Here is a 20,624-nt window from a genome sequence, read left to right as displayed (position 1 = left end):
ATGACCGCAAACCGAACTGCCGTCCTCTTCGCCCTCGCCCTTCTGGCACCCGCAGTCGCCTATATCCTCTTTATCGTCGCCTATCCGCTGGTCGACACGATCATCCTGTCGTTCACCAATGCGGCGCTGCGGCCGAAGCTGGATTGGGTCGGGTGGGCGAACTACCAGAAGATCTTCGCCAACTCGAAGTTCACCGAGATCATCATCCGGACGATCTTCTGGACGCTCTGCTCGGTGGGGCTGAAGATGATCATCGGCACCTGCGGCGCGGTGTTGCTCAACGCCGCGATCCCCGGCCAAACTATCTTCCGCATCCTGACCATGCCGCCATGGGTCGTGCCGATGGCCATCGGCATCTACATGTGGGGCTGGATGTACAATGGCCAGTTCGGGATGATCTCGGGCCTGTTGCAGAACTTCGGCATCCTCGACGGCCCCTTCGCCTTCCTCGGCTATCCGACGCCCGCCTTCTGGTCGACCATCGTCACCGACGTCTGGATCGGGGTGCCGATCGTCACGATCTACCTGCTCGCCGCCATCCAGTCGGTGCCCAAGGACCTCTACGAGGCCGCGTGGGCCGATGGGGCAGGGCGCTTCTACCGGTTCCGCCGCATTACGCTGCCGCTGATCCTGCCGGCGATGCTCACCATGTCGCTGCTGTCGCTGATCGCGACCTTCAACTCGTTCGACATCATCTGGATTTTGACCCAGGGCGGCCCGTCGGGGTCGACCACCACCATGATCATCGACACGTTCCAGACCGGTATCCGCTCATCCAAGTACGGCGAGGGCGCGGCGCGGGCGGTGATGATCTGCATCTTCGTGTCGATCTTCTGCCTCGTCTATTTCCGCGCTGTGCGGCGCCTGTCCCAGGGAGCGCTGAAATGAGCCATCTCGCCCGCACTGCCGCATCGACCGGAGTCATCGCAGCTCCTGCCGCGCCCGCCACCAGGACCCGCCGCGCCCGCGCGGTGACCGGCAAGCCGATGATCGACCGCTATCGCTGGTACGAAATGGTGGCGCTCTATGCCGGCATCGCGGTGTTCCTCGCGTTCGTCCTGGCGCCGTTCGTCGAGGGCTTCCTCGTCTCGCTGAAGCCGCTCGCCCAGCTGTTCTCGACGCCCTACAGCTTCATCCCCAAGAACGGTTCGTTCGACGCCTACATCAACATGTGGACGAGCGTGCCGAGCCTGGGCCGCTACATCTTCAATTCACTGCTGATTTCGACCATCGAGACGGCGATCGTGGTGACGGTCGCGGTGCCGGCGGCCTACGCCTTCGCCCGCTTCAACTTCCCGGCCAGCGGCGTGCTGCTCGCGGCGTTCCTGGCGGTCAACATGTTCTCGGGCGCGGTGCTGTTGATCCCGCTGTTCCGCTTGATGCGCACGGTGGGCCTGCTCAACACCTACTGGGCCCAGATCATCCCCGGCGCGGCCTTCCTCATCCCATCGTCCATCTGGCTGCTTCGCACCTACCTGATGCGCATCCCGCGTGAGCTGGACGAGGCGGCCTGGGTGGACGGGGCCTCGCGGCTCTACACCATGCGCCGCGTCATCCTGCCGCTTGCCATGCCGGGCGTCGTGGTCGTCGCCATCATGACGTTCATCGGTGCCTACGCGCAGCAGTTCATCTTCGCGCTGACCTTCAACTCCAAGACCGAATACATGCCCCTGCCGATCGGCCTCTTCGCCTTTTTCGGCAAGCAGGAAGTGGTTTGGAACGAGCTGATGGCAGCCAGTTTCGTCGGAATCCTGCCGGTCATGATCATCATCGTGTTCCTGCAGCGCTACCTCGTCGCCGGCCTCACCGCCGGGGCGATCAAGCAGTAAGGCCGGGGTGTCGATCCCGGCCGGGGGTAAGCACGCGTTCCTGGGGGACGCGCTAGCAACAAGGGAGACTAACGTGAGTAGAACGACATCACTGCTGGCCGTGTCACTTCTGGCGCTCGCCGGTGCCGCTCCTGCCATCGCGCAGGACGTCAAGGAAATCACCTTCATCAACTGCGGCGACGAACTGACGGCCGGCTACGCGGATTACTTCGCCGCGTGGGAAGCCGACAATCCGGGCTTCAAGGTCGTCCCCGAGGTCGTGGGCTGGGGCCAGTGCCAGGACAAAGTGACGACGCTCGCCGCCGCCGGCACCCCGGTCGGGCTTGCCTATGTCGGCTCGCGTACGCTCAAGCAGTTCGCGCAGAACGACCTGATCGTCCCCATCCCGATGACGGACGAGGAGAAGGCCTCCTACTACAACTTCGTGCCCGAGACGGTGACCTTCGAAGGCACCCAGTGGGGCGTTCCGGTCGCTTTCTCGACCAAGGCGCTGTTCTGGAACAAGGACCTGTTCAAGGCCGCGGGGCTCGACCCCGAGGTTCCGCCCAAGACCTGGGCCGAAGAGATCGCCTTCGCCAAGCAGATCGCCGACAAGACCGACGCGGCAGGCTTCGGTGTCGTCGCCAAGACCTTCGACAACACCATGCACCAGTTCCTGCACTGGGTTTACACCAACAACGGTTCGGTGATCGACGCCGACGGCAACATCACCCTCGACAGCCCGCAGAACCTCGCCGCACTGACCGCGCTCAAGGACATCGTTCCTTACGCGGAAGAGGGCCCGACCGCCTATGAGCAGAACGAAGTTCGCTCGATCTGGCTCGACGGCAAGCTGGGCATGATCCAGGGTGGCGTCGGCGCGGCGCTGCGCGCTGACGAAGCCAAGATGAACTGGGGCGTCGCTCCGCTGCCGGTTGGCCCCGATGCCAAGGGCCCGGGTACGCTGCTGATCACGGACTCGCTGGCGGTGTTCAAGGGCACCGGCGTCGAGGATCAGGCGATCAGCCTCGCCAAGTACATCACCACCGGTGAGCGCCAGTGGGCCGCCGAGATGGCGCAGGGCCTGACCCCGCTCCGTCCGCTCGAGCCGCAGACCAGTGAACTCGTGGCCAAGACGCCGTACTGGAAGCCGTTCCTCGACGGCATCGCGTTCGGTGGTCCGGAGCCGCTGTTTACCGATTACATCGGCCTGCAGAACACTATGATCGAGATGGTGCAGTCCGTCGTGACCGGTGCAGCCGAGCCGCAGGCGGCGCTGACCAAGGCCGCCGCCGACCTCGAGCAATACAAGTAACGTTGCCTCCGCCGGTCGCCGCCTTGCGCGGCGGCCGGCCCATCCGTCCCGCCGAGCGGGCCCGTTGGAGACCTGCATGAGCCAGCTGACGCTCTCGCGCCTCAAGAAATCCTTCGCCGAAATCGAGATCATCAAGGGCATCGACCTCGAGGTGACCGAAGGCGAGTTCGTCGTCTTTGTCGGCCCGTCCGGCTGCGGCAAGTCCACCCTGCTGCGGATGATCGCCGGGCTCGAGGACGTCACCGAGGGTGAGATCGTCATCGGTGGCAAGCCGGTGAAGGATCTGCCGCCGGTCAAGCGCGGCATCGCCATGGTGTTCCAGTCCTACGCTCTCTACCCGCACATGTCGGTGTTCGAGAACATCGCTTTTCCGCTGCGGGTCGAGAAACTGCCCAACAGCGAGGTCACCACCCGCGTCGAGAAGGCCGCCAAGGTGCTGCAGCTCGAAAGCCGGCTGCAGCAGCGGCCCGGAACCCTGTCCGGTGGCCAGCGCCAGCGCGTCGCCATCGGCCGCGCCATTGTACGCGAACCCAAGATTTTCCTGTTCGACGAGCCGCTCAGCAACCTCGATGCTGCGCTCCGCTCCGAGATGCGCATCGAGTTGATGGAACTGCACAAGCGGCTCGGCTCGACCATGATCTATGTGACCCACGACCAGGTCGAGGCCATGACCATGGCCGACAAGATCGTGGTGCTGAGCGCCGGGGAGATCGAGCAGGTGGGCTCGCCGCTGGAGCTCTATCACAAGCCCGACAACATGTTCGTCGCCGGCTTCATCGGCAGCCCGAAGATGAACTTCATCGCCGGCCGCTGTACCGCCGCCGACGGCAGCCAGGTCACCGTGGATCTGGGCGCTCTGGGTACGCTGGTGCTGCCGCGCCAGGCGATGCACCTGGTCGGCGAGGCGGTGACGATCGGCGTGCGCCCCGAGCACTTCTCGCTGGGCAAGAAGGATTTCACCCTCAACCTCGTGCCGCGGATCATCGAGCACCTGGGCATCCATACCGTGCTCTATGCCACGCTACCTGCCGGCGAGAGTTTCATTGCGCTGTTCGAAGGTGACCCGCAGGTTGCCGAGGGCGTAGCGGTGGAGGCCAGCTTCTCGCTCGATGCCGCGCATCTGTTCGACGCCGCGGGCAATGCCGTCTATTAGCACCACGACGCGCCCCCGAGCAGGGCGCCGGGGAGGGGCAATGGTCGATCTTGTTGGCCTATTGCAGACGGAGAAGCACACCTTCACGCCGTCGGAGCGCGCGCTCACGGAAATCGTGCTGGCCGACGTCGATGCGGCGCTGACCCTATCCATCGTCGACCTGGCGGCGCAGGCCAAGGTCTCGCCGCCCACGGTGACGCGCTTCTGCCGGCGCCTTGGTTGCGCCAGCTACGGTGAGTTCCGGGTCCGCCTCGCCCAGAGCCGGTTCGTCGGGCAGCGCTACTTTACCACCGACGCAGGACCCAAGCACGTCCGAGAGATCGCGCAGGGAGTGGTCAACGGCATCCAGTCGACCATCTATCAGACCTTCGACCGGCTTGATTTCGACGCCATCGAGCGGGCGTCGGTGGCGATCGCGAAGGCGAACTATGTGCTCGCCTTCGGTTCGGGCGGCGCCTCGTCGATGGTTGCGGCCGAAACGGAAACCCGCCTGTTCCGGCTCGGATTGGCGGTTTCATCGTCGCTCGACCATCAGGCGCAGATGATGCGGGCGGCGGGCGCGCCTGCCGGCACGGTGGTCATTGCGTTCTCGCTGAGCGGCAACAACCTGCCGCTGGTGAAGGCGCTCTCGGCGGCGGGCGACAACCAGCTGACGCGCATCGTCGTCACCCGCTCGGGCTCGCCTGTAGCGGGGCAGGCCGACATCCTGCTGCCGATCGACCGGGAGGAGAACACCGATATCCTGCGGCCCACTCCCGGCCGTTATGCCTTTCTCGCCACCGTCGACATTCTGGCGCAGACGGTCGCCACCCGCCTCGGTGTTTCGGCCATCGACAGCATGCGCCGGATCAAACACCAACTCGTCGTCAACCGCGACGGGGACGACGCCCAGCCGCTTGGAGACTAGCGGCCGCCTTTCCTTCCATTGCCTCACCGCACCGGCCGGTGCGTCGCTTTCCAAGATTGGATCTTTGCCATGCCCATCAGTTTTTCGCTCGTCACCACCTGGACGCCGGCCAAGGACGGCGAGCCGCTCGGCTATGGCATCGAGCTCACCAATACCGGTGACACGCCCGTCAGCAATTTCCAGCTCGGTTTTTCCGGTCCCGCCCGCATCGATCCGCAGGCGACGCTGGAGAATGGCAAGCTCCTCAAGCGCCTCTCCAACCACACGCTGATTGCGCCGCCCGATGGCTATGTGCTCGCGCCCGGCGCCACCTGGGTCGCCACCGCTCGCGGCCTTTCATACGGCCTTCGCCACTGGAGCGATGGCGCCAATACCGGCTATGTCGTGCTTGCAGACGGTACGCTGGTGGCGTTGCCGACGCTGCCAACAAAGGGCAAGGGCAACAACGCTCCGCTGCTGAAGGGCGCGGCGCGCTTCCCGGTGCCGACCAAGGCGGCGGTCGACGTCTCCATCATCCCGTGGCCGCAGTCGGTCGCCACGACCGGCGCGCGCATCGCTCCGGTCGGCTTCGATCTCAAGCCCGAGGGTGAAGCCGCCAACCGCGCTGCCACGGCGTTCGCCGACCTCGTGGACGATCTCTTCCCGGTCGAAGCGATCGTCCGTCCCGCTTCGGAAGCCGGCATGCCAGTGCACGTGGTCGAGACGGCCGGCATGGGCCCCGAGGCCTATGAGGTGCGCTTTGCCGAAAACAGCGCCACGGTTTCGGCGACCACGCGGCAGGGCATGTTCTATGGCCTCGTGACTCTCGGCCATATCCTCCGCGGCGCCCGCCAGCATCCAACGACGTTCGTCTTCCCGACCGGCGGTGCCATTACCGACGCTCCGGGCTTCGTCTATCGCGGCTGCCACCTCGACGTGGCGCGTCAGTTCTATACCGGCGCCGAGGTCAGCCGGCTGCTGAAACTCATGGCCTGGAACAAGATGAACAGGTTCCACTGGCACCTGTCGGAGGACGAAGCATGGCGCGTCCAGATCGATGCCTATCCGGCCCTCACCGAGGTCGGCGCCTGGCGCGGCCACGGCAAGGCCCTGCCGCCGCTGCTTGGCTCAGGTCCGCAGCCGACGGGTGGCTACTACACCAAGGCGACGATCCGGCAGATCGTGGCGCTGGCCGACAGCCTTGCCATCACGGTCATCCCTGAAATCGACATGCCGGGCCATTTCTATGCCGCGCTGCAGTCGGTGCCTGAACTGCGCGATCCGGCGGAGCAGGGCGAGTACCAGTCGGTGCAGGGCTTCCCCAACAACAGCCTCAACCCGGCGCATGAGCCCGTCTACCGCTTCGTCGAAACCGTGGTCGAGGAAGTACTCGACCTCTTCCCCGCCGGCATCTTTCATATTGGGGCCGATGAAGTGCCGCTGGCCGCATGGTCGGGTTCGCCATTGGCGCTCGACCTGCTCGAAAAGCTGGCAGGGCCCGAGATGCGCAAGAAGCATGAGAGCCAGTTCAACCAACTCGGCAACCATCATGGCGCCGACGAGATCGAAGGCTCTCCGACAGCGATCCTCCAGGCCCATTTCATCCGCCGGGTGCATGAGATCATCAAGCGAAAGGGCGCGATCACGGGGGGGTGGGAAGAGGCGGCGCATGGCGACGCGGTCGACCGGAACAAGGCCTACGTCATTGGCTGGCGCAACGTCGAGATCAACGCCGCGCTCGCTGAGCGGGGCTACGACATCGTCGTTTCGCCCGGCCAGCGCTACTATCTGGACATGGCCAATGGCGTGTCGTGGGCCGAACCCGGCGCCGGCTGGGCCGGCTGGTCCGGGCCGCAGGAAACCTACGAGTTCGATGCCCGCGCCGGCTTTTCCGAACAGGGGCTGGAACACCTGCTCGGTATCCAGTCCTGCATCTGGTCGGAGTCGATGACCGACCGGGCCATCTTCGATCGCCTGGTGTTCCCGCGCCTCTCGGCGGTCGCCGAGTCCGGCTGGACGATGCCGGAGCGCAAGTCCTGGAACCGCTTCAGCACCCTCGTCGGGCTGATGCCGATCATGTATGGCAACTGGGCCGAGTAAGGACGTCGCAGCAGTCGCAAATGAGGCCGCGCTCGTCTGCGCGGCGGCTGGATCCTAGGCGTTGTCGAGAGCCGGAGCGTTGGCGGCTTGCCAGACCTTGTAGCGTTCGACAGTCTCTGCATTGGGCGGATAGACGCCGAAGGTGGACTTGCCGGACTCGATTTCGGATTTCAGGAACTCTTCCTGCAGGTCCATCGCCAGGGCCTCGTCGGCGATTTCATCTGCCCATTTGCGCGGGATGACGATGACGGCCTCGCTGTCTCCGAACATGATGTCGTCGGGATAGACGGCGACGCCGCCGCAGGCGATCGGCTGGTTCATGTCGGAGGCGTGATGGGCAACGAGGTTTGCCGGCGCCGCGGGGCCCAGGCAGAAGGTCGGGAGCCCCAAGGCGGCGATATCGGCAGTGTCCCGCACCCCACCATCCAGCACGATGCCGGCACACTGCCGGTAGATCAGGCGGCGCGCGAGAACGGCGCCGATGCCAGCTATCTCGGGCATATTGCGGCAATCGAGCACCAGCACGTGGCCCTCGGCGATGGTGTCGATGGCCTTGCGCTGGAAGTTGTCCGGACTCGAGCTGTACACCGAGCCGTCGATGTCCTCGCGCGCCGGAATGTAGCGCACCGTAAGCGCGGGGCCGACCATGGGATCGGATGCGCTGCCAAGCGGCCGCACGCCGCGGATAGCGGTGTTCCTCAGGCCGCGTTTTAGCAGCAGCGAGCTGAGCGTCGCCGAGTTCGTCCGCTTCAGCTTGGCCTGGGTTTCGGCGCTCAATAGTGTCATGCAATCCTCCTTGGCTACATGGCACTTAGCAGACAGCGGTTCGAAAGTTCAATAGAGAACCAGAAGTTTCTTATTTGGCTTCGGGCGACGTGCCGCCGAGAAGGCGGGTCAAGGCATCGGCGACCTCGATGACTTCCTTGCGGATGGCACGCTTTCGCTCGGGGGTCGCATCGCCGATGAACGGCACGCTGACGGCGGCGATGAGCCGGCTCGAGGCATCGAAGATCGGGGCGGCGAGGGCGCGGATGCCGAGCCCCGATTCGAGATTGTCTTCGGCGAATCCATCTTCGCGGATCCGCCGCAGTTCCTCTTCCAGCGCCTCTGGATCGGTGATGGTGTAGGGCGTGCGCGCTACCAGGCCGCGACCGCAATAGGCGGTGACGTCGGCGCTGCTCGCAAAGGCGAGCGCGAGTTTGCCAGCGGCGCCGACATGCTTGGGCGAGCGGCTGCCGACCCGCACGGAAAGGGCATATTCCGCGGGGCTCGCCGCCGCCAGGATGGTCAGCATCTCATCGCCCTCGGGGGCGGAGAGCTTCAGCGATTCGTGGATACGGTCCGCCGCCGACTGCATGATCGGGCGTGCCGCCTCGACCAGCGTGACCCGGTCGGCGTTCGGCGAAATCCGGCGGGCGAGCTCGATGAAGCGCGGGCCGAGCTGATAGTTGGCCCCACCGTTCACCCGCGCCACCAGCCCGTGCGCGGCCAGCGAGTTGAGGATCCGGTAGACCGTCGAGCGGGCTGCTCCCAGCTTTTCTACCAGCTCATTCAAGGAGATGCCGTCGCCGGCCTCGGCGACCGCGCCCAGCAGGTGCGCCGTCTTCTCGACGACCGGAGAGCCATGTTTGAGTTCATCCATGAAACAGAAATGCCCTATTTGGAACCAACGTTGACACATCGCTTCAGATGTGGTGTCACATAGCCACATCGATGTCTCATTTGGAACCTAGTCCATCGGAGCGCGTCGGTACAGGGAGGAATGACATGCTTCACAAGTCGACGCTCAACCTGAGCGCCACGCTGCTCGCCGCGCTCTTGATGGGCTCAGTTTTCGCTGGTCCCACCTACGCGCAATCTGATGCGCTGACCGTGGTCGTCACCGACGAGCCCAAGTCGCTCGATCCGTGCGACACGGACCTTTCGAACAATTCCCGCGTGTTGCGGAACAATATCACCGAGGCGCTGGTCAATCTCGACCCGGCCAATGGCAACGTGCTGCCGAGCCTCGCCGAGAGCTGGTCGCGGATCGACGACAAGACCTGGGAGTTCAAGCTGCGCTCGGGCGTGAGTTTCCACGATGGCACGCCATTCGATGCCAGTGCGGTCGCTGCGGCCCTGACCCGGGCGCAGAATGCCGATCTCGGCTGCGAGGTGGCCAATGCCGATCTGAAGGATGTCGTGTTCACGCCCGAAGTGGTCGACCCGCTGACGCTGCGCGTCATGACAGACGTCGTCGAGCCGATCCTGCCCAACAAGCTGGCGGCGCTCGATATCGGCTCGCCGGCAGCGACGCCGAACGACGCCAAGACCCGCGCTCCGGTGGGCACCGGCCCGTACCAGCTCACGGCCTGGAACGAGGGGCAGTCGGTGGTGCTTTCGGCGTACCAGGGTTACTGGGGCGACAAGCCGACCATCCCGAACGTGACGATCCTCTGGCGGTCGGAATCGGCGGTGCGCGCTGCAATGGTCGATACGGGGGAGGCGCAGATCGCCTTCGAGATTGCGCCGCAGGATGCGACGACCGAGAACGACGTGGCCTATCCCAACGCCGAAACGTCGCTGCTGCGCATCGACCAGGCCATTCCGCCGCTCGACGACAAGCGGGTGCGCGAGGCACTCAACCTTGCCATTGATCGCGACGGGCTGATCGGCACGGTGTTTCATCCGGATGCACGGAAGGCCATGCAGGTCGTGCTGCCGAGCGTGATCGGCTACAACCCGGATATCCCGGTCTGGCCCTACGATCCGGCAAAGGCCAAGGCCCTGCTCGATGAAGCCCGCGCCGCCGGCGTGCCGGTCGATACCGAGATCGTGCTCTATGGCCGCATCGGCATCTATCCGAATTCGTCCGAAAGTCTCGAGGCGATCCAGGCCATGCTGATCGACGCCGGCTTCAACATCCGGCTCGAGATGATGGAGACCAATCCCTGGATCGAGAAGCTGATCAAGCCGTTCGAGGACGGCCGGGTGCCGAGCATGATCCAGACGCAGATCGACAATACGCAGGGCGACGCCGTGTTCACGCTGCCCAACCGCTTCACGTCGGACGGCAACACCTCGACCGTTGCCTCGCCCGAGCTCGACAAGCTGATCGCCGATGCGTCGCAGGCGACCGGGGAGGAGCGCCAGAAGCTGTTCCAGCAGGCGTTCGCCTATATCGCGGTTGACGACATCAACATCGTGCCGCTGTTCCACATGGTCACCAGTGCCCGCATCGCGCCGAACGTCGACTACGTCCCAGACGTGCAGGCCGGTAACGAGATCAAGCTCAAGACCATCCGCTATCGCTAACGCGGTCGCATATGGCTCACCCGGTTGCGGCCGGGTGAGCCGCAACAGGATCCTACAATGTCGCCAGCCTATTTCCTGAGACGCGCCGGCTATGCCGTGCTGGCCCTTGCCGGTCTCATGGTGGCGGTGTTCTTCCTCGTCCGGCTGACCGGCGATCCGGTGAACCTTTACCTGCCGGTCGACGCCTCCGCCGCGGCACGCGATGCGATGCGCGTGCGCCTGGGGCTCGACCAGCCGGTCTGGTCCCAGTTCCTCGATTGGGGCGCGCAGATGCTGCGCTTCGATTTTGGCACCTCGCTCTGGCGCAACCGGCCGGCGCTCGAAGTCGTGCTGGAAGCGTTGCCGAATACGCTGGCGCTCGGTGCTATTGCGCTCGCCATCGCTTTTGTCCTCGCGGTGATCGCAGGTTCCCTCGCCGCGCTCCGTCCCGGCGCGGCGCTCGACCGAGTAGTCAATCTTGTCTCGCAGGCCGCGGCCAGCGTGCCGGACTTCTGGCTGGGCTTGATGGGCATCCTGGTGTTCGCCGTGACGCTCAGGCTGCTTCCCACGTCGGGCTTTGGCGGGCCGATCTATTGGGTGCTTCCGGTTGCCTGTCTCTTCGCGCGGCCCTTCGGCACGCTGGTGCAGATCGTGCGCGGTTCGATGATCGAGGCGCTGAATGCAAGCTTCGTGCGGACTGCGCGCGCCAAGGGCGCCCGCGAGGGACGCGTCACATTCGTCCATGCGCTCCGCACCGCGCTCCTCCCGGCCATCACCGTCACCGGCGATCTTGCTGCGCAGTTCGCCGGTGGCGGTGGCGTGGTCGAGGTGGTGTTCGGGTTTCCCGGCATCGGCAAGCTCCTGATCGACGGCATCCTGAAGCGCGACTTCGCGCTGGTGCAGGCGAGCATCTTCTGCGTCGCGATCGTCATCTTCCTCATCAACATCCTCGTCGACCTGCTCTATGCCGCCATCGACCCACGCGTGAGGCTCGATCAATGACCGAGCTTGCCACTGCCGAAGGCCTGGCGCCGAAGACCTCAACTGCGAGCCGTGTCAAATGGATGGGTCGTGCCCTCACTGGCGACCCGATGGCGCTGGCGGCCGTGGCCTGGCTGGCTGTCGTACTTTTCCTCGTCATCGCCGACGCAAGCGGGATGTTTACCGCCGCGGGCAAGGTCAATCTCAAGGCGCGGAACCTGCCGCCTTTTGACTTCAGCCGCGACTGGACGCTGTGGCTGGGCGGCGATGCACTCGGCCGCTCGCTGCTGGCGCGGCTCGCCGATGCAGCCGCCGCCTCGATCGGCATTGCCTTGTCTGCTGTGCTCAGCAGCCTCGTCGTCGGCACCGCGCTGGGGCTGGTAGCGGGATATTTCGGCGGACTCGTCAGCACGCTGATCATGCGCGTTTCCGACATCATCATGGGCTTTCCGACACTGCTTGTGGCGCTGGTCGCGCTCTACCTGTTCGGGCCTAGCGTCACCAACCTCGTCATCGTCCTCGCGGTGACGCGGCTGCCCGCCTATATCCGCGTCGCCCGCGCCGACGTGCTGGAAGTGCGTGAGCGGCTCTTCGTCGATGCGTCGCGCACCTTCGGGGCAGGGCCGGTTTGGATCATCTCGCAGCACATCCTGCCTGTCGTCGCACCCACCATGCTGACGCTCGCGTCGGTGAACATCGCGATGGTGATGCTGTTCGAGTCCGGCCTCAGCTATCTTGGTCTCGGCATCCAGCCGCCCGGCGTCAGCTGGGGGCTGATGGTGGCGCAGGGGCAGGGCTATCTCGGCACGGCTTGGTGGCTGGCCTGCTTCCCCGGCCTCGCCGTCATGCTGACCACCATGTCGTTCAACCTGCTCGCCAACTGGTTCCGGATCGTCAACGACCCGTCGCAACGCTGGCGCCTGACAACGCAGAGGCGCGGCAAATGAGCCTGCTCGAAGTGCGCGATCTGGCCGTTACCTTCGATACCGCAGCCGGCCGTATCCTCGCGCTTAATGGGGTGTCGTTTTCGCTCGAGCGCGGCGAGGTGCTGGCGCTGCTTGGAGAGAGCGGTTCGGGCAAGAGCGTCACGGCGTCGGCCATCATGGACCTGGTCCCGACACCGCCGGGCGCGATCGCCGGCGGCACCATCAAATTCGATGGGACGAACCTGCTTCAGCTGCCGCATGCAGAGCGCCGCAGTATCTGCGGCGATCGGGTCGCGCTGATCTTCCAGGATGCGCTGGCAGCGCTGAACCCGGTCTATACGGTCGGCTGGCAGATCGCGGAGATGTTCCGCATCCACGGCAAGAAGCGCGGCGCTGACATCGACGCGGCGGTGATCGATCTCCTCGCGGCCGTCGGCATCCCCGATCCCGCGCAGCGCGCGAAGCAATACCCGCATCAGTTCTCGGGTGGCATGCGCCAGCGCATCATGATCGCCATGGCGGTGGCGCTCGAGCCGGACATCATCATCGCCGACGAGCCGACCACGGCGCTCGATGTCACCATCCAGGCGCAGATCGTCGATCTGCTCGATACGGTGCGGAAGCGCAGCGGGGCGGGGATGATCTTCATCACCCACGATCTCGGGGTCGTTGCCGAGATCGCCGACCGCGTGGCCGTGATGTATGCGGGGCGCATCGTCGAGACGGCGAGCGTGTTCGAGCTCTTCGCGACGGCGCAACATCCCTACAGCCAGGGCTTGCTTGCCTCGCAGCCGCGCATTGATGTGTCCGGTGACGAGCTGGTGCCTATTCCGGGTTCGGCGCCCAATCCTGCCGCGCTTCCGTCGGGCTGTGCCTTTCGGACGCGTTGCCCGAGGGCGCAAGCGGTTTGCGCTGCCGTGGTTCCCGTGCTCGAAGCGGCGGGCCCTGGCCGCGAGGTTGCCTGTCACTTCCCAGGGGATGCCCGATGACGGCGCCGTTGCTCGATGTTTCCTCACTGGCCAAGCATTTCGGCACACCGGCGGCGCCAGTGCGGGCGGTAGATGGTGTGAGCTTCGCCATCGCTCGGGGCGAGACGCTGGGGCTGGTCGGCGAGAGCGGCTGCGGCAAGACCAGCCTCGTTCGTACGCTGCTGCGGCTCAACGCGCCAACCAGCGGTTCGGCGGTGCTCGACGGTGTCGATATCGCCGCAGCGAAAGGCGGGGAGTTGCGCGCCATCCGACGCAAGATGCAGGTGGTGTTCCAGGATCCATACCAGTCCCTGAACCCTCGCATGAGGGTTGATCGGATCATTTCCGAGCCATGGGCGCTGCATCGCGATGTGGTGCCAAGGGGGCAGTGGAGCACCGAGGTGGCGGGGCTGTTGGCGGATGTCGGTCTGAGGGCCGAGCATGCCGAGCGCTATCCGAACGAATTCTCCGGTGGCCAGCGCCAGCGGCTTGGTATCGCGCGGGCGCTCGCGCTCAAGCCGTCGCTGCTGGTTTGCGACGAGCCGGTTTCGGCGCTCGATGTGTCGGTACAGGCGCAGGTGATCAACCTGCTGGCGAAGCTTCGGCGTGAGCGCAATCTCGCCATGCTGTTCGTGGCGCATGACCTGGCTGTCGTCCGCCACGTGTCGGACCGGGTGATGGTGATGTATCTCGGCCGCATCATCGAGAGCGGTCCGACCCACTCGATCTTCACCGCGCCGCGCCACCCGTACACGCAAGCGCTGCTTTCGGCCGTCCCGACGCCCGATCCGACGCTGCGCGGCAAGCGGAAGCGCATCGTGCTCGCCGGCGACCTGCCGAGCCCGGCCAATCCGCCAAGCGGTTGCCGCTTCCGTACTCGCTGCTGGAAAGCCACGTCGAAATGCGCCGAAGTGGAACCAGAGTTGACCGCCCAGCCGGGCGGGCTGATGACCGCCTGCCACTACCCAGAGGCGCCGGGCGATCGATAGTGGCGGTAGGCTTGATCGGGCTGGCCGGAGTGGGAATACTCCAACCATCCTCATCGTCGTGGCGATGGACTCTGGCTATCCTGCTCGCCTCCCGCGCTTAATCATCAAGTAGGAACCGGCGGATGAGCGACCTTGTGATCAGCGTCACCGACACGCCATCGGCCGAGGACCTCCAGGTTATCGGGGGGCGCCTCGCGGCGTTCAATGATGCCGATGTCGGGCCGGCTGATCGCAAGCCACTGGTCGTCGTCGCGCGTGATGACGCGGGCGGGATAGCAGGTGGGATTTCGGGCTACACGGCTTGGGGCTGGCTCTACGTGCAGTGGCTCTGGGTTGGCGAGGCGGGGCGCGGCGAGGGGCTGGCCGGCCGAATGTTGGCGACGGCTGAAGGCGAGGCGCGGACGCGGGGCTGCCATGGCGCCTACATCGACACCTTCAACCCCATCGCGCTCAAGGTCTATCAGCGTGCCGGCTATGTGCCTTTCGGCGCGCTGGAGGATTTTCCCAAAGGCCGGACGCGGACGTTTCTGCAGAAACGGCTCTAGGCCGCCAGGCGCCCGCCGAGCAGAGGGTGCGGCGCACCGGTGGTCGTCGGGAAACTGATCGGCAGGCCGCGCAGCACCCGCACCGCGAGGAAGGCAAAGCATTCTGCCTCGATGGCGTCGCCGCGCCAGCCGACCGCCTCGGCGGGGACGGCTTCGACGTTGGCGCGCGTTTTCAGCATTTCCATGATCAGCGGGTTGTGCCTGCCGCCGCCGCAGACCACGATCCTCTTTGGCCGGCTCGGCAGCAGGTCCAGGCCCTTGCCGACTGCGGCGGCGGTGAACGCCGTGAGCGTTGCTGCACCGGTCGCGGGATCAAGGCCGTCGGCCATCGCCGAGGTGAAGTCGAAGCGATCGAGCGACTTGGGCGGCAGCGCCGCGAGATAGGGGTGCTGCAGGAGCTTCATGAGTCGTGCCTCGTCCACCGTGCCGGTGCGGGCGAAGGCACCGTCCCGATCCATGTCGCCGAGGCCATGCGCTTTCATGAAGTCGTTGAGCGGGGCGTTGGCAGGGCCCGTGTCGAAGGCGACAAGCCGATCGGCGCCATCCCAGTAAGTGACGTTGGCGACGCCGCCGAGGTTCAGCACGGCCGTCTCGCCATGGGCGCCGAGGCTGCGCAGCAGCGCCTGGTGATAGATTGCGGCGAGCGGCGCGCCCTGGCCGCCGGCCCGCACGTCGGCGGAGCGGAAATCGTAGGCGACCTTCACACCGAGCAGCTCATGCATCAGCTCGCCATCGCCGAGCTGGCGGGTGGCGCCAATGCGGCCCGGCTGTGGGGCGCGGTGTAGCACCGACTGGCCATGAAAGCCGACGACGCCGATATCGGCCATGCTGAGGCCGGCGCTCTCCACCAGTTCCTTCACCGCCGCCGCCTGCGCGCGGGTCAGCATCTCCTCTGCCTTGGCGAAAATCGCCGGATCGGGCCCCTCGAAATTCCACGTGCGCGCTTGCGTCAGCGTCTCTTCGAGCGTGTCGCGGATCGATTGGGGGTAGGGGGCCAGCGTGTAGGCGCCGAAACGCTCGATGCTCTCGCCGTCGGTTTTGAGCAGCGCCACGTCGATATTGCCGTCGAGCACGGTGCCGGTCATCAGTCCCACGGCCCAGATCGGTTGCATGGCAGTCTCCTAGTCCGAGTTCACGAGGTCACCCACCGCGCGGCGCAGCGCGATGATGCCGCTGTCGAAGTGCCGTGTGGGGTGCACGCGATTGGTGAGCAGCGTCCAGGCGCGCCCGCTGGCGAAGTCGATCCACAGGCCCACGCCGGTGAAGCCGGTATGGCCGATGGTTTCGGCCGAGCGGCGATCGCCGCCCGACCAGCCTTCGTAGGGTTGTTCCCAGCCGTGCGTGCGGCGGGGCGATAACGGCGTGCGCATCAATGCGATGCTGCTTGCCGCCGCGCCCTTGCCGCTCAGCAGCCCCTCCGCATAGCCGAGCACTGACGCGGCGGTACCGAACAGGCCGGCATGGCCGGAGCCCTGCAGCGCGTAGCAGTTCTCGTCATGAACTTCGCCCACGATGACGCGGTCGCGCCAGGCATCCCGCTCGGTGGCCGCCGCCTGCTGCGGATCGGCGGACCAGGCGAAGCCTGGACCGGGGTCCTGCTGGCGGATCAGCTTGCCGCTGAGCCGCTCGAGGGCGATGCCGAGGAGGATGAAGTTGATGTCGGAATAGACCGGGGGCCCGGCCTGCCACTCGTTCTGCAGCACCCACGCGCGCAAGAGGTTGGGGTCGGTGCCGTAGGTGTAGATCGGCACCACGCCAGGGAACGGCGTCTGGTGTCCGAGGCACTGGCGAAAAGTGAGCTTCCGCTCCCAGGCGTTGTCGGGGTTGTACTGGCGGAAATCGGGGATCACCGAGATCAGCGGCGCGTCGAGGTCGATGGTCCCGGCCTCGGCCAGATCAAGGATGCGCGGCGTGGTGAAGATCACCTTGGTCAGGGAAGCGAGATCGAACCAGGTATCGTCGGTCATCGGCCGGTGCGCTGGCACCAGCTGCGCCGAGCCGATCGAACGCACGGCCCGGTTGCCGTCACGGTCGACGACGCCGAGCACCCCGCCGGGAATGCGTTTTGCTTCCACGGCCGCCTGCAGCGGCGCGAAGGCGCGATCGAGGGTGGCGTGTAGGCTCATGCAACTTCCTCCACGCGCACGCGATGATCCTCGCCGGCTTCGCGCCACTTGGCCGGTGCCGGTTCGAACCCGACCGGTCGTACCAGCGACGGCACTTGCGTTGCGTCCACGGTGAAGTGTTGGCGCCGGCGCTCGATCGCCGGCACTGCCGCGATCAGGCGCTTGGTGTAGCTGTGCAGCGGCGAGCCGAGCACCGCGCCGGCATTGCCGATCTCGACGATCTGGCCGGCATACATCACGGCGACGCGGTGGGCGATGCGCTCGACCACGGCCATGTCGTGCGAGATGAACAGATAGGCGAGACCGAACTCGCGCTGCAGGTCGATCAAGAGGTCGAGGACGCGCGCCTGGACACTGACATCGAGCGCCGAAACCGCCTCGTCGAGCACCACCACGTCGGGGTTCAGCATCAGGGCCCGGGCGATGCAGAGCCGCTGGCGCTGACCGCCGGAGAACTGGTGCGGGTAGCGGGTGAGGGCATCCTTGGTGAGGCCGACGCGCTCGAGCAGGAACGCCATCCGTTCCCGCAGCTTGGCGTCGACGCGCTGGCCCGCGGCGATGGCAGGCTCGGCCAGCAGGCCCTCGACGTTCAGGCGTGGGTTGAGTGAGGCATAGGGGTCCTGGAACACCATCTGCACCGGCCGGCCGCTGCGGCCCGACTTCGCCTCGATCCGTCCGCGGGTTGCCTTGACGAGGCCGAGGATCGCCCGGGCGGTGGTCGATTTGCCCGAGCCACTCTCGCCGACGATGGCGAGGGTCTCGCCGGGCACGAGGTCGAAATCGACGCCATCAACAGCATGCACTGCGCCGGCTTTGGTACGGAACAGCCCCTTCACCACCGGGAAGCGCACTGCCAGGTTATCGACCGTGACGATTGGCGCAGCGCCAGTGCGAGCGCCGTCATGGCGCACCGTGTTGCCAAAGGTGAAATGCGGGACGGCCTTCAGCAGGTGCTTCGTGTAGTCATGCTGCGGGTTGTCGAGCACGGCATCGAGCGCGCCTTGCTCCACTGCGACGCCGTTCTGCATCACCATGATCTCGTCGGCGATGCCGGCGACGAGGCCGATGTCGTGGGTGATGAAGATCATCGCCATGCCGAGCTCTTCGCGGAGTTCGGCCAGCAGCGCCATGATCTGCGCCTGCACGGTCACGTCGAGTGCCGTGGTCGGCTCATCCGCGATCAGGAGGCGCGGGTTGCTGGCCAGCACCATGGCGATCATCACGCGCTGCCGCATGCCGCCCGACAGCTGGTGCGGATAGTACTTCAGCCGCTGCGCCGCATCCGGAATGCGCACCCGGTCGAGCGCCTCGCGGGCAGCGCGTGTGGCATCGGCGCCGGTGAGGCCCCGGTTGAGCCGGAAGGCTTCCTCGACCTGCGCGCCAACGGTGTGCACCGGGTTGAGCGAGGTCATCGGCTCCTGGAAGATCATGCCGATATCGCGACCGCGCACATGCGTCAGCGTCGGCTCGTCTGCCGTGGTCACGTCGAGCATCGAGCCGTCTCTTCGCTGCAGCTCGATGCTGCCCCCGGTGATCCTGCCGCCACCGAAATCGACCAGCCGGTTGATCGACAGTGCCGTCACCGACTTGCCCGAGCCGCTCTCGCCAACGATGGCGAGCGTCTTGCCGGCGGGCAGCTCGAAGCTGACGCCCTTGACCACTTCGTTGGCCTTGGGATCACGGCCGAAGCCGACCCGGAGGTCGCGGACCGAGAGGAGGGCGGTCATGCGGCTCTCCCCTGGGTGCGTGGATCGAGGATGTCGCGCAGCGCATCGCCAAGCAGGTTGAAGCCGAGGATGGCGAGCATGATAGTGAGGCCGGGGAATACCATCAGCCAGGGTGCGCGCATCATCATCGACTTGCTCTCGGCGAGCATCACCCCCAGCGACGGCGCCGGTGGCTGTGTGCCGAGGCCGAGGAAGCTCAGGCCGGATTCGGTCAGCAGCGCCCAGGCCAGCGCCAACGTGATCTGCACCGTCAGCGGCGCGACGAGGTTGAGCAGGAGGTGCCGCGTGAGGATGTAGCCCTGCGAGCTGCCGAAGGTGCGTGCCGCTTCGACGAACTCGCGCGCCTTGAGCGCCAGCGCCGGCGCCCGCACCACGCGGGCAAAGATCGGCGTGTAGACGATGCCGATCGCAACGATGCTGGTCACCATCCCGGCCCCCTCGATCGCGACGATCAGTAGCGCCAGCAGAATCGCCGGGAAGGCCAGCAGCACGTCCATCGTCCGCATCAAGACGCCATCCCACAGGTGGCCCCACCAGGCAGCGAACAGCCCGATCACCGCCCCGGCGGTCGACGCAACAGCGACCGACGCGAAAGCGACGATGAAGGACTCGCTGATCCCCAGCATCAGGCGGCTGAAGGTATCGCGGCCGAGGAGGTCCGTACCGAACCAGTAGGTGGCGCTGGGCGGTTTCAGGCGGTCGACGATGAACTGCTTCAACGGATCGTGCGGCGTGAGGCCGATGGCACCAAGCCCGGCGAGGATGAGGAAGACCAGGATGATCGCCGCGCCGATCCGGCCACTGGGGTGCCGCTGCACCGCCTTGAGCAACTCCATCACTTGCCCCCGAGCCGGATACGCGGATCGAGCGCCGCATAGGCGAGATCGACAAGGAGGTTCACGACGAGAAAGTTGAGGGCGATGAAAAGCACCGCGCCCTGCACCAGCGGATAGTCGCGCTGGCTGATGGCGTCGAGCGTCAGCCGGCCGAGCCCCGGCAGGGCGAAGATCTGCTCGACGATCACGGCGCCACCGAGCAGGTAGCCGAACTCTACGCCGCTCAGCGTCACCACCGGAATCAGGGCATTGGGCAGCGCGTGGCCCCAGACCACATCGCGCTGTGAGGCGCCCTTGCTGCGCGCCGTGCGCACATAGTCGTCGCTCAGCACGTCGAGCATGGCGGAGCGCGAGATGCGCGTCACCGCCGCCGCGAAGCTGAGGCCCAGCGTGATCGACGGCAGGATCATCTGGCTCAGGTTGCCGATCGGATCGACGAACAGCGGGGTGAACGAGCCCATCGCCGGCAGCATGCGGAAGGTCACCGAGAGGAAGTAGATCAGCACCAGCCCGACGACGAAGCTCGGTGTCGATTGCCCGAGCATGGCGAAGAGCCGCACCACCAGGTCGGAGGGGCGGTCGGCGCGCGTCGCGGCGAAGACTCCCGCGGGAATGCCGACGGCGAGTGAAATGATCATCGACAGGAGCGCCAGCTCGAGGGTGAGCGGGAAGCGCGCGACGATCACCTCGAGCACCGGCTTGCCGTAGGTCACCGAGATACCGAGGTTGCCCTCGAACAGCCCGGCAAGCCAGCGCCCGTACTGCACGAAGATGGGCTGGTCGAGGCCGAAATAGGCGGCCAGCGAAGCCCGCTGCGCCTCCGTCAGCAATCCCGCCTCGGTGCCCAGCATCGCGATGATCGCGTCGCCGGGCACCAGCCGGATGGCAAAGAACACCAGCAGCGATACGCCCAGCAGGACCAGCGGGAACGTCAGCAGCCGTTGCGTGAGATAGTTCATGTCGGCCGCACCTGCTTCATGGTGAGGCGGGC

The 20,624-nt window shown here is 65.9% G+C and carries 19 protein-coding genes; 12 read left to right on the top strand and 7 right to left on the bottom strand.

All coding sequences use genetic code 11. The features are described 5' to 3' along the window. The 6 genes from AC1DYL_RS21930 to AC1DYL_RS21905 all read left to right on the top strand — a co-directional run bounded on the left by AC1DYL_RS21930 (window position 1) and on the right by AC1DYL_RS21905 (window position 7,262). Entirely contained in the window at window positions 1-888 is an 888-nt protein-coding gene (locus AC1DYL_RS21930; RefSeq protein ID WP_477152115.1) for a carbohydrate ABC transporter permease, read from the top strand. Between the two features lie 98 nt (window positions 889-986). After that, on the top strand, window positions 987-1,829 hold the full coding sequence (locus tag AC1DYL_RS21925) for a carbohydrate ABC transporter permease (protein WP_477152149.1): 843 nt from the start codon (window positions 987-989) through the stop codon (window positions 1,827-1,829). A gap of 94 nt (window positions 1,830-1,923) precedes the next feature. Continuing rightward, window positions 1,924-3,123, top strand: a complete 1,200-nt coding sequence (locus AC1DYL_RS21920; RefSeq protein WP_477152150.1) for an extracellular solute-binding protein — start codon at window positions 1,924-1,926, stop codon at window positions 3,121-3,123. A gap of 76 nt (window positions 3,124-3,199) precedes the next feature. Further along, window positions 3,200-4,276: an ABC transporter ATP-binding protein gene (locus AC1DYL_RS21915; RefSeq protein WP_477174773.1), complete on the top strand. Its 1,077-nt coding sequence runs from the start codon at window positions 3,200-3,202 to the stop codon at window positions 4,274-4,276. 40 nt (window positions 4,277-4,316) lie between these two features. Further along, complete coding sequence (locus AC1DYL_RS21910; protein WP_477158866.1) at window positions 4,317-5,183, top strand: MurR/RpiR family transcriptional regulator; 867 nt, start codon at window positions 4,317-4,319, stop codon at window positions 5,181-5,183. A gap of 69 nt (window positions 5,184-5,252) precedes the next feature. After that, window positions 5,253-7,262, top strand: coding sequence for a family 20 glycosylhydrolase (locus AC1DYL_RS21905; RefSeq protein ID WP_477174772.1), 2,010 nt, complete (start codon window positions 5,253-5,255; stop codon window positions 7,260-7,262). Between the two features lie 54 nt (window positions 7,263-7,316). Here the strand turns inward: AC1DYL_RS21905 and AC1DYL_RS21900 are convergent, their stop codons facing one another. Both AC1DYL_RS21900 and AC1DYL_RS21895 read right to left on the bottom strand, forming a co-directional pair. Continuing rightward, window positions 7,317-8,048, bottom strand: coding sequence for a ribonuclease activity regulator RraA (locus AC1DYL_RS21900; protein ID WP_477174771.1), 732 nt, complete (start codon window positions 8,046-8,048; stop codon window positions 7,317-7,319). A gap of 70 nt (window positions 8,049-8,118) precedes the next feature. Next, entirely contained in the window at window positions 8,119-8,904 is a 786-nt protein-coding gene (locus AC1DYL_RS21895) for an IclR family transcriptional regulator (protein WP_477174770.1), read from the bottom strand. A gap of 179 nt (window positions 8,905-9,083) precedes the next feature. Here AC1DYL_RS21895 and AC1DYL_RS21890 point away from each other — a divergent pair, with 179 nt between their 5' ends. From AC1DYL_RS21890 to AC1DYL_RS21865, 6 genes are all read left to right on the top strand, one after another. Next, the gene (locus AC1DYL_RS21890; protein ID WP_477174786.1) at window positions 9,084-10,556 is read left to right on the top strand and encodes an ABC transporter substrate-binding protein; all 1,473 of its coding nucleotides are present in this window, start codon (window positions 9,084-9,086) and stop codon (window positions 10,554-10,556) included. 57 nt (window positions 10,557-10,613) lie between these two features. Next, window positions 10,614-11,537, top strand: a complete 924-nt coding sequence (locus tag AC1DYL_RS21885) for an ABC transporter permease (RefSeq protein ID WP_477152121.1) — start codon at window positions 10,614-10,616, stop codon at window positions 11,535-11,537. Next, window positions 11,534-12,463 carry an ABC transporter permease gene (locus tag AC1DYL_RS21880; RefSeq protein WP_477174769.1) on the top strand — a complete coding sequence of 310 codons (930 nt, stop codon included), beginning with the start codon at window positions 11,534-11,536 and terminating at the stop codon, window positions 12,461-12,463. Before AC1DYL_RS21885 ends, AC1DYL_RS21880 begins: the two co-directional genes overlap by 4 nt. Continuing rightward, window positions 12,460-13,431 (top strand): ABC transporter ATP-binding protein, encoded by a 972-nt coding sequence (locus AC1DYL_RS21875; RefSeq protein WP_477158869.1) that lies wholly within the window; start codon window positions 12,460-12,462, stop codon window positions 13,429-13,431. The genes AC1DYL_RS21880 and AC1DYL_RS21875 overlap by 4 nt, the downstream gene beginning before the upstream one ends. Further along, window positions 13,428-14,399: an ABC transporter ATP-binding protein gene (locus AC1DYL_RS21870; protein WP_477174768.1), complete on the top strand. Its 972-nt coding sequence runs from the start codon at window positions 13,428-13,430 to the stop codon at window positions 14,397-14,399. Before AC1DYL_RS21875 ends, AC1DYL_RS21870 begins: the two co-directional genes overlap by 4 nt. Before the next feature lie 122 nt (window positions 14,400-14,521). Continuing rightward, on the top strand, window positions 14,522-14,944 hold the full coding sequence (locus AC1DYL_RS21865) for a GNAT family N-acetyltransferase (RefSeq protein WP_477174767.1): 423 nt from the start codon (window positions 14,522-14,524) through the stop codon (window positions 14,942-14,944). Here AC1DYL_RS21865 and AC1DYL_RS21860 read toward each other — a convergent pair. From AC1DYL_RS21860 to AC1DYL_RS21840, 5 genes are read right to left on the bottom strand one after another with little or no spacing between them, the layout of a single operon-like run. Beyond that, on the bottom strand, window positions 14,941-16,056 hold the full coding sequence (locus AC1DYL_RS21860) for an anhydro-N-acetylmuramic acid kinase (RefSeq protein WP_477174766.1): 1,116 nt from the start codon (window positions 16,054-16,056) through the stop codon (window positions 14,941-14,943). The genes AC1DYL_RS21865 and AC1DYL_RS21860 overlap by 4 nt on opposite strands. 9 nt (window positions 16,057-16,065) lie before the next feature. After that, a complete protein-coding gene (locus AC1DYL_RS21855) occupies window positions 16,066-17,070 on the bottom strand; it encodes a serine hydrolase domain-containing protein (protein WP_477174765.1) in 1,005 nt (334 codons plus the stop codon). Further along, on the bottom strand, window positions 17,067-18,797 hold the full coding sequence (locus tag AC1DYL_RS21850) for an ABC transporter ATP-binding protein (RefSeq protein WP_477174764.1): 1,731 nt from the start codon (window positions 18,795-18,797) through the stop codon (window positions 17,067-17,069). Before AC1DYL_RS21850 ends, AC1DYL_RS21855 begins: the two co-directional genes overlap by 4 nt. Further along, on the bottom strand, window positions 18,794-19,633 hold the full coding sequence (locus tag AC1DYL_RS21845) for an ABC transporter permease (RefSeq protein WP_477174763.1): 840 nt from the start codon (window positions 19,631-19,633) through the stop codon (window positions 18,794-18,796). Before AC1DYL_RS21845 ends, AC1DYL_RS21850 begins: the two co-directional genes overlap by 4 nt. Continuing rightward, on the bottom strand, window positions 19,633-20,592 hold the full coding sequence (locus AC1DYL_RS21840) for an ABC transporter permease (RefSeq protein WP_477158876.1): 960 nt from the start codon (window positions 20,590-20,592) through the stop codon (window positions 19,633-19,635). Before AC1DYL_RS21840 ends, AC1DYL_RS21845 begins: the two co-directional genes overlap by 1 nt. Window positions 20,593-20,624: the final 32 nt, after the last annotated feature.

Source organism: Devosia sp. P1_H9 (assembly GCF_056405135.1).
This window is presented reverse-complemented; position numbering and strand designations above follow the sequence as displayed.

Excerpts from the sequence above, each read along its gene's own strand:
- AC1DYL_RS21840 (WP_477158876.1), bottom strand. The coding sequence starts at position 20,592 with ATGAACTATCTCACGCAACGGCTGCTGACGTTCCCGCTGGTCCTGCTG.
- AC1DYL_RS21885 (WP_477152121.1), top strand. The coding sequence starts at position 10,614 with ATGTCGCCAGCCTATTTCCTGAGACGCGCCGGCTATGCCGTGCTGGCC.
- AC1DYL_RS21875 (WP_477158869.1), top strand. The coding sequence starts at position 12,460 with ATGAGCCTGCTCGAAGTGCGCGATCTGGCCGTTACCTTCGATACCGCA.
- AC1DYL_RS21855 (WP_477174765.1), bottom strand. The coding sequence starts at position 17,070 with ATGAGCCTACACGCCACCCTCGATCGCGCCTTCGCGCCGCTGCAGGCG.
- AC1DYL_RS21930 (WP_477152115.1), top strand. The coding sequence starts at position 1 with ATGACCGCAAACCGAACTGCCGTCCTCTTCGCCCTCGCCCTTCTGGCA.
- AC1DYL_RS21865 (WP_477174767.1), top strand. The coding sequence starts at position 14,522 with ATGAGCGACCTTGTGATCAGCGTCACCGACACGCCATCGGCCGAGGAC.
- AC1DYL_RS21870 (WP_477174768.1), top strand. The coding sequence starts at position 13,428 with ATGACGGCGCCGTTGCTCGATGTTTCCTCACTGGCCAAGCATTTCGGC.
- AC1DYL_RS21850 (WP_477174764.1), bottom strand. The coding sequence starts at position 18,797 with ATGACCGCCCTCCTCTCGGTCCGCGACCTCCGGGTCGGCTTCGGCCGT.
- AC1DYL_RS21890 (WP_477174786.1), top strand. The coding sequence starts at position 9,084 with ATGGGCTCAGTTTTCGCTGGTCCCACCTACGCGCAATCTGATGCGCTG.
- AC1DYL_RS21845 (WP_477174763.1), bottom strand. The coding sequence starts at position 19,633 with ATGGAGTTGCTCAAGGCGGTGCAGCGGCACCCCAGTGGCCGGATCGGC.
- AC1DYL_RS21900 (WP_477174771.1), bottom strand. The coding sequence starts at position 8,048 with ATGACACTATTGAGCGCCGAAACCCAGGCCAAGCTGAAGCGGACGAAC.
- AC1DYL_RS21915 (WP_477174773.1), top strand. The coding sequence starts at position 3,200 with ATGAGCCAGCTGACGCTCTCGCGCCTCAAGAAATCCTTCGCCGAAATC.
- AC1DYL_RS21910 (WP_477158866.1), top strand. The coding sequence starts at position 4,317 with ATGGTCGATCTTGTTGGCCTATTGCAGACGGAGAAGCACACCTTCACG.
- AC1DYL_RS21925 (WP_477152149.1), top strand. The coding sequence starts at position 987 with ATGATCGACCGCTATCGCTGGTACGAAATGGTGGCGCTCTATGCCGGC.
- AC1DYL_RS21905 (WP_477174772.1), top strand. The coding sequence starts at position 5,253 with ATGCCCATCAGTTTTTCGCTCGTCACCACCTGGACGCCGGCCAAGGAC.
- AC1DYL_RS21880 (WP_477174769.1), top strand. The coding sequence starts at position 11,534 with ATGACCGAGCTTGCCACTGCCGAAGGCCTGGCGCCGAAGACCTCAACT.
- AC1DYL_RS21860 (WP_477174766.1), bottom strand. The coding sequence starts at position 16,056 with ATGCAACCGATCTGGGCCGTGGGACTGATGACCGGCACCGTGCTCGAC.
- AC1DYL_RS21895 (WP_477174770.1), bottom strand. The coding sequence starts at position 8,904 with ATGGATGAACTCAAACATGGCTCTCCGGTCGTCGAGAAGACGGCGCAC.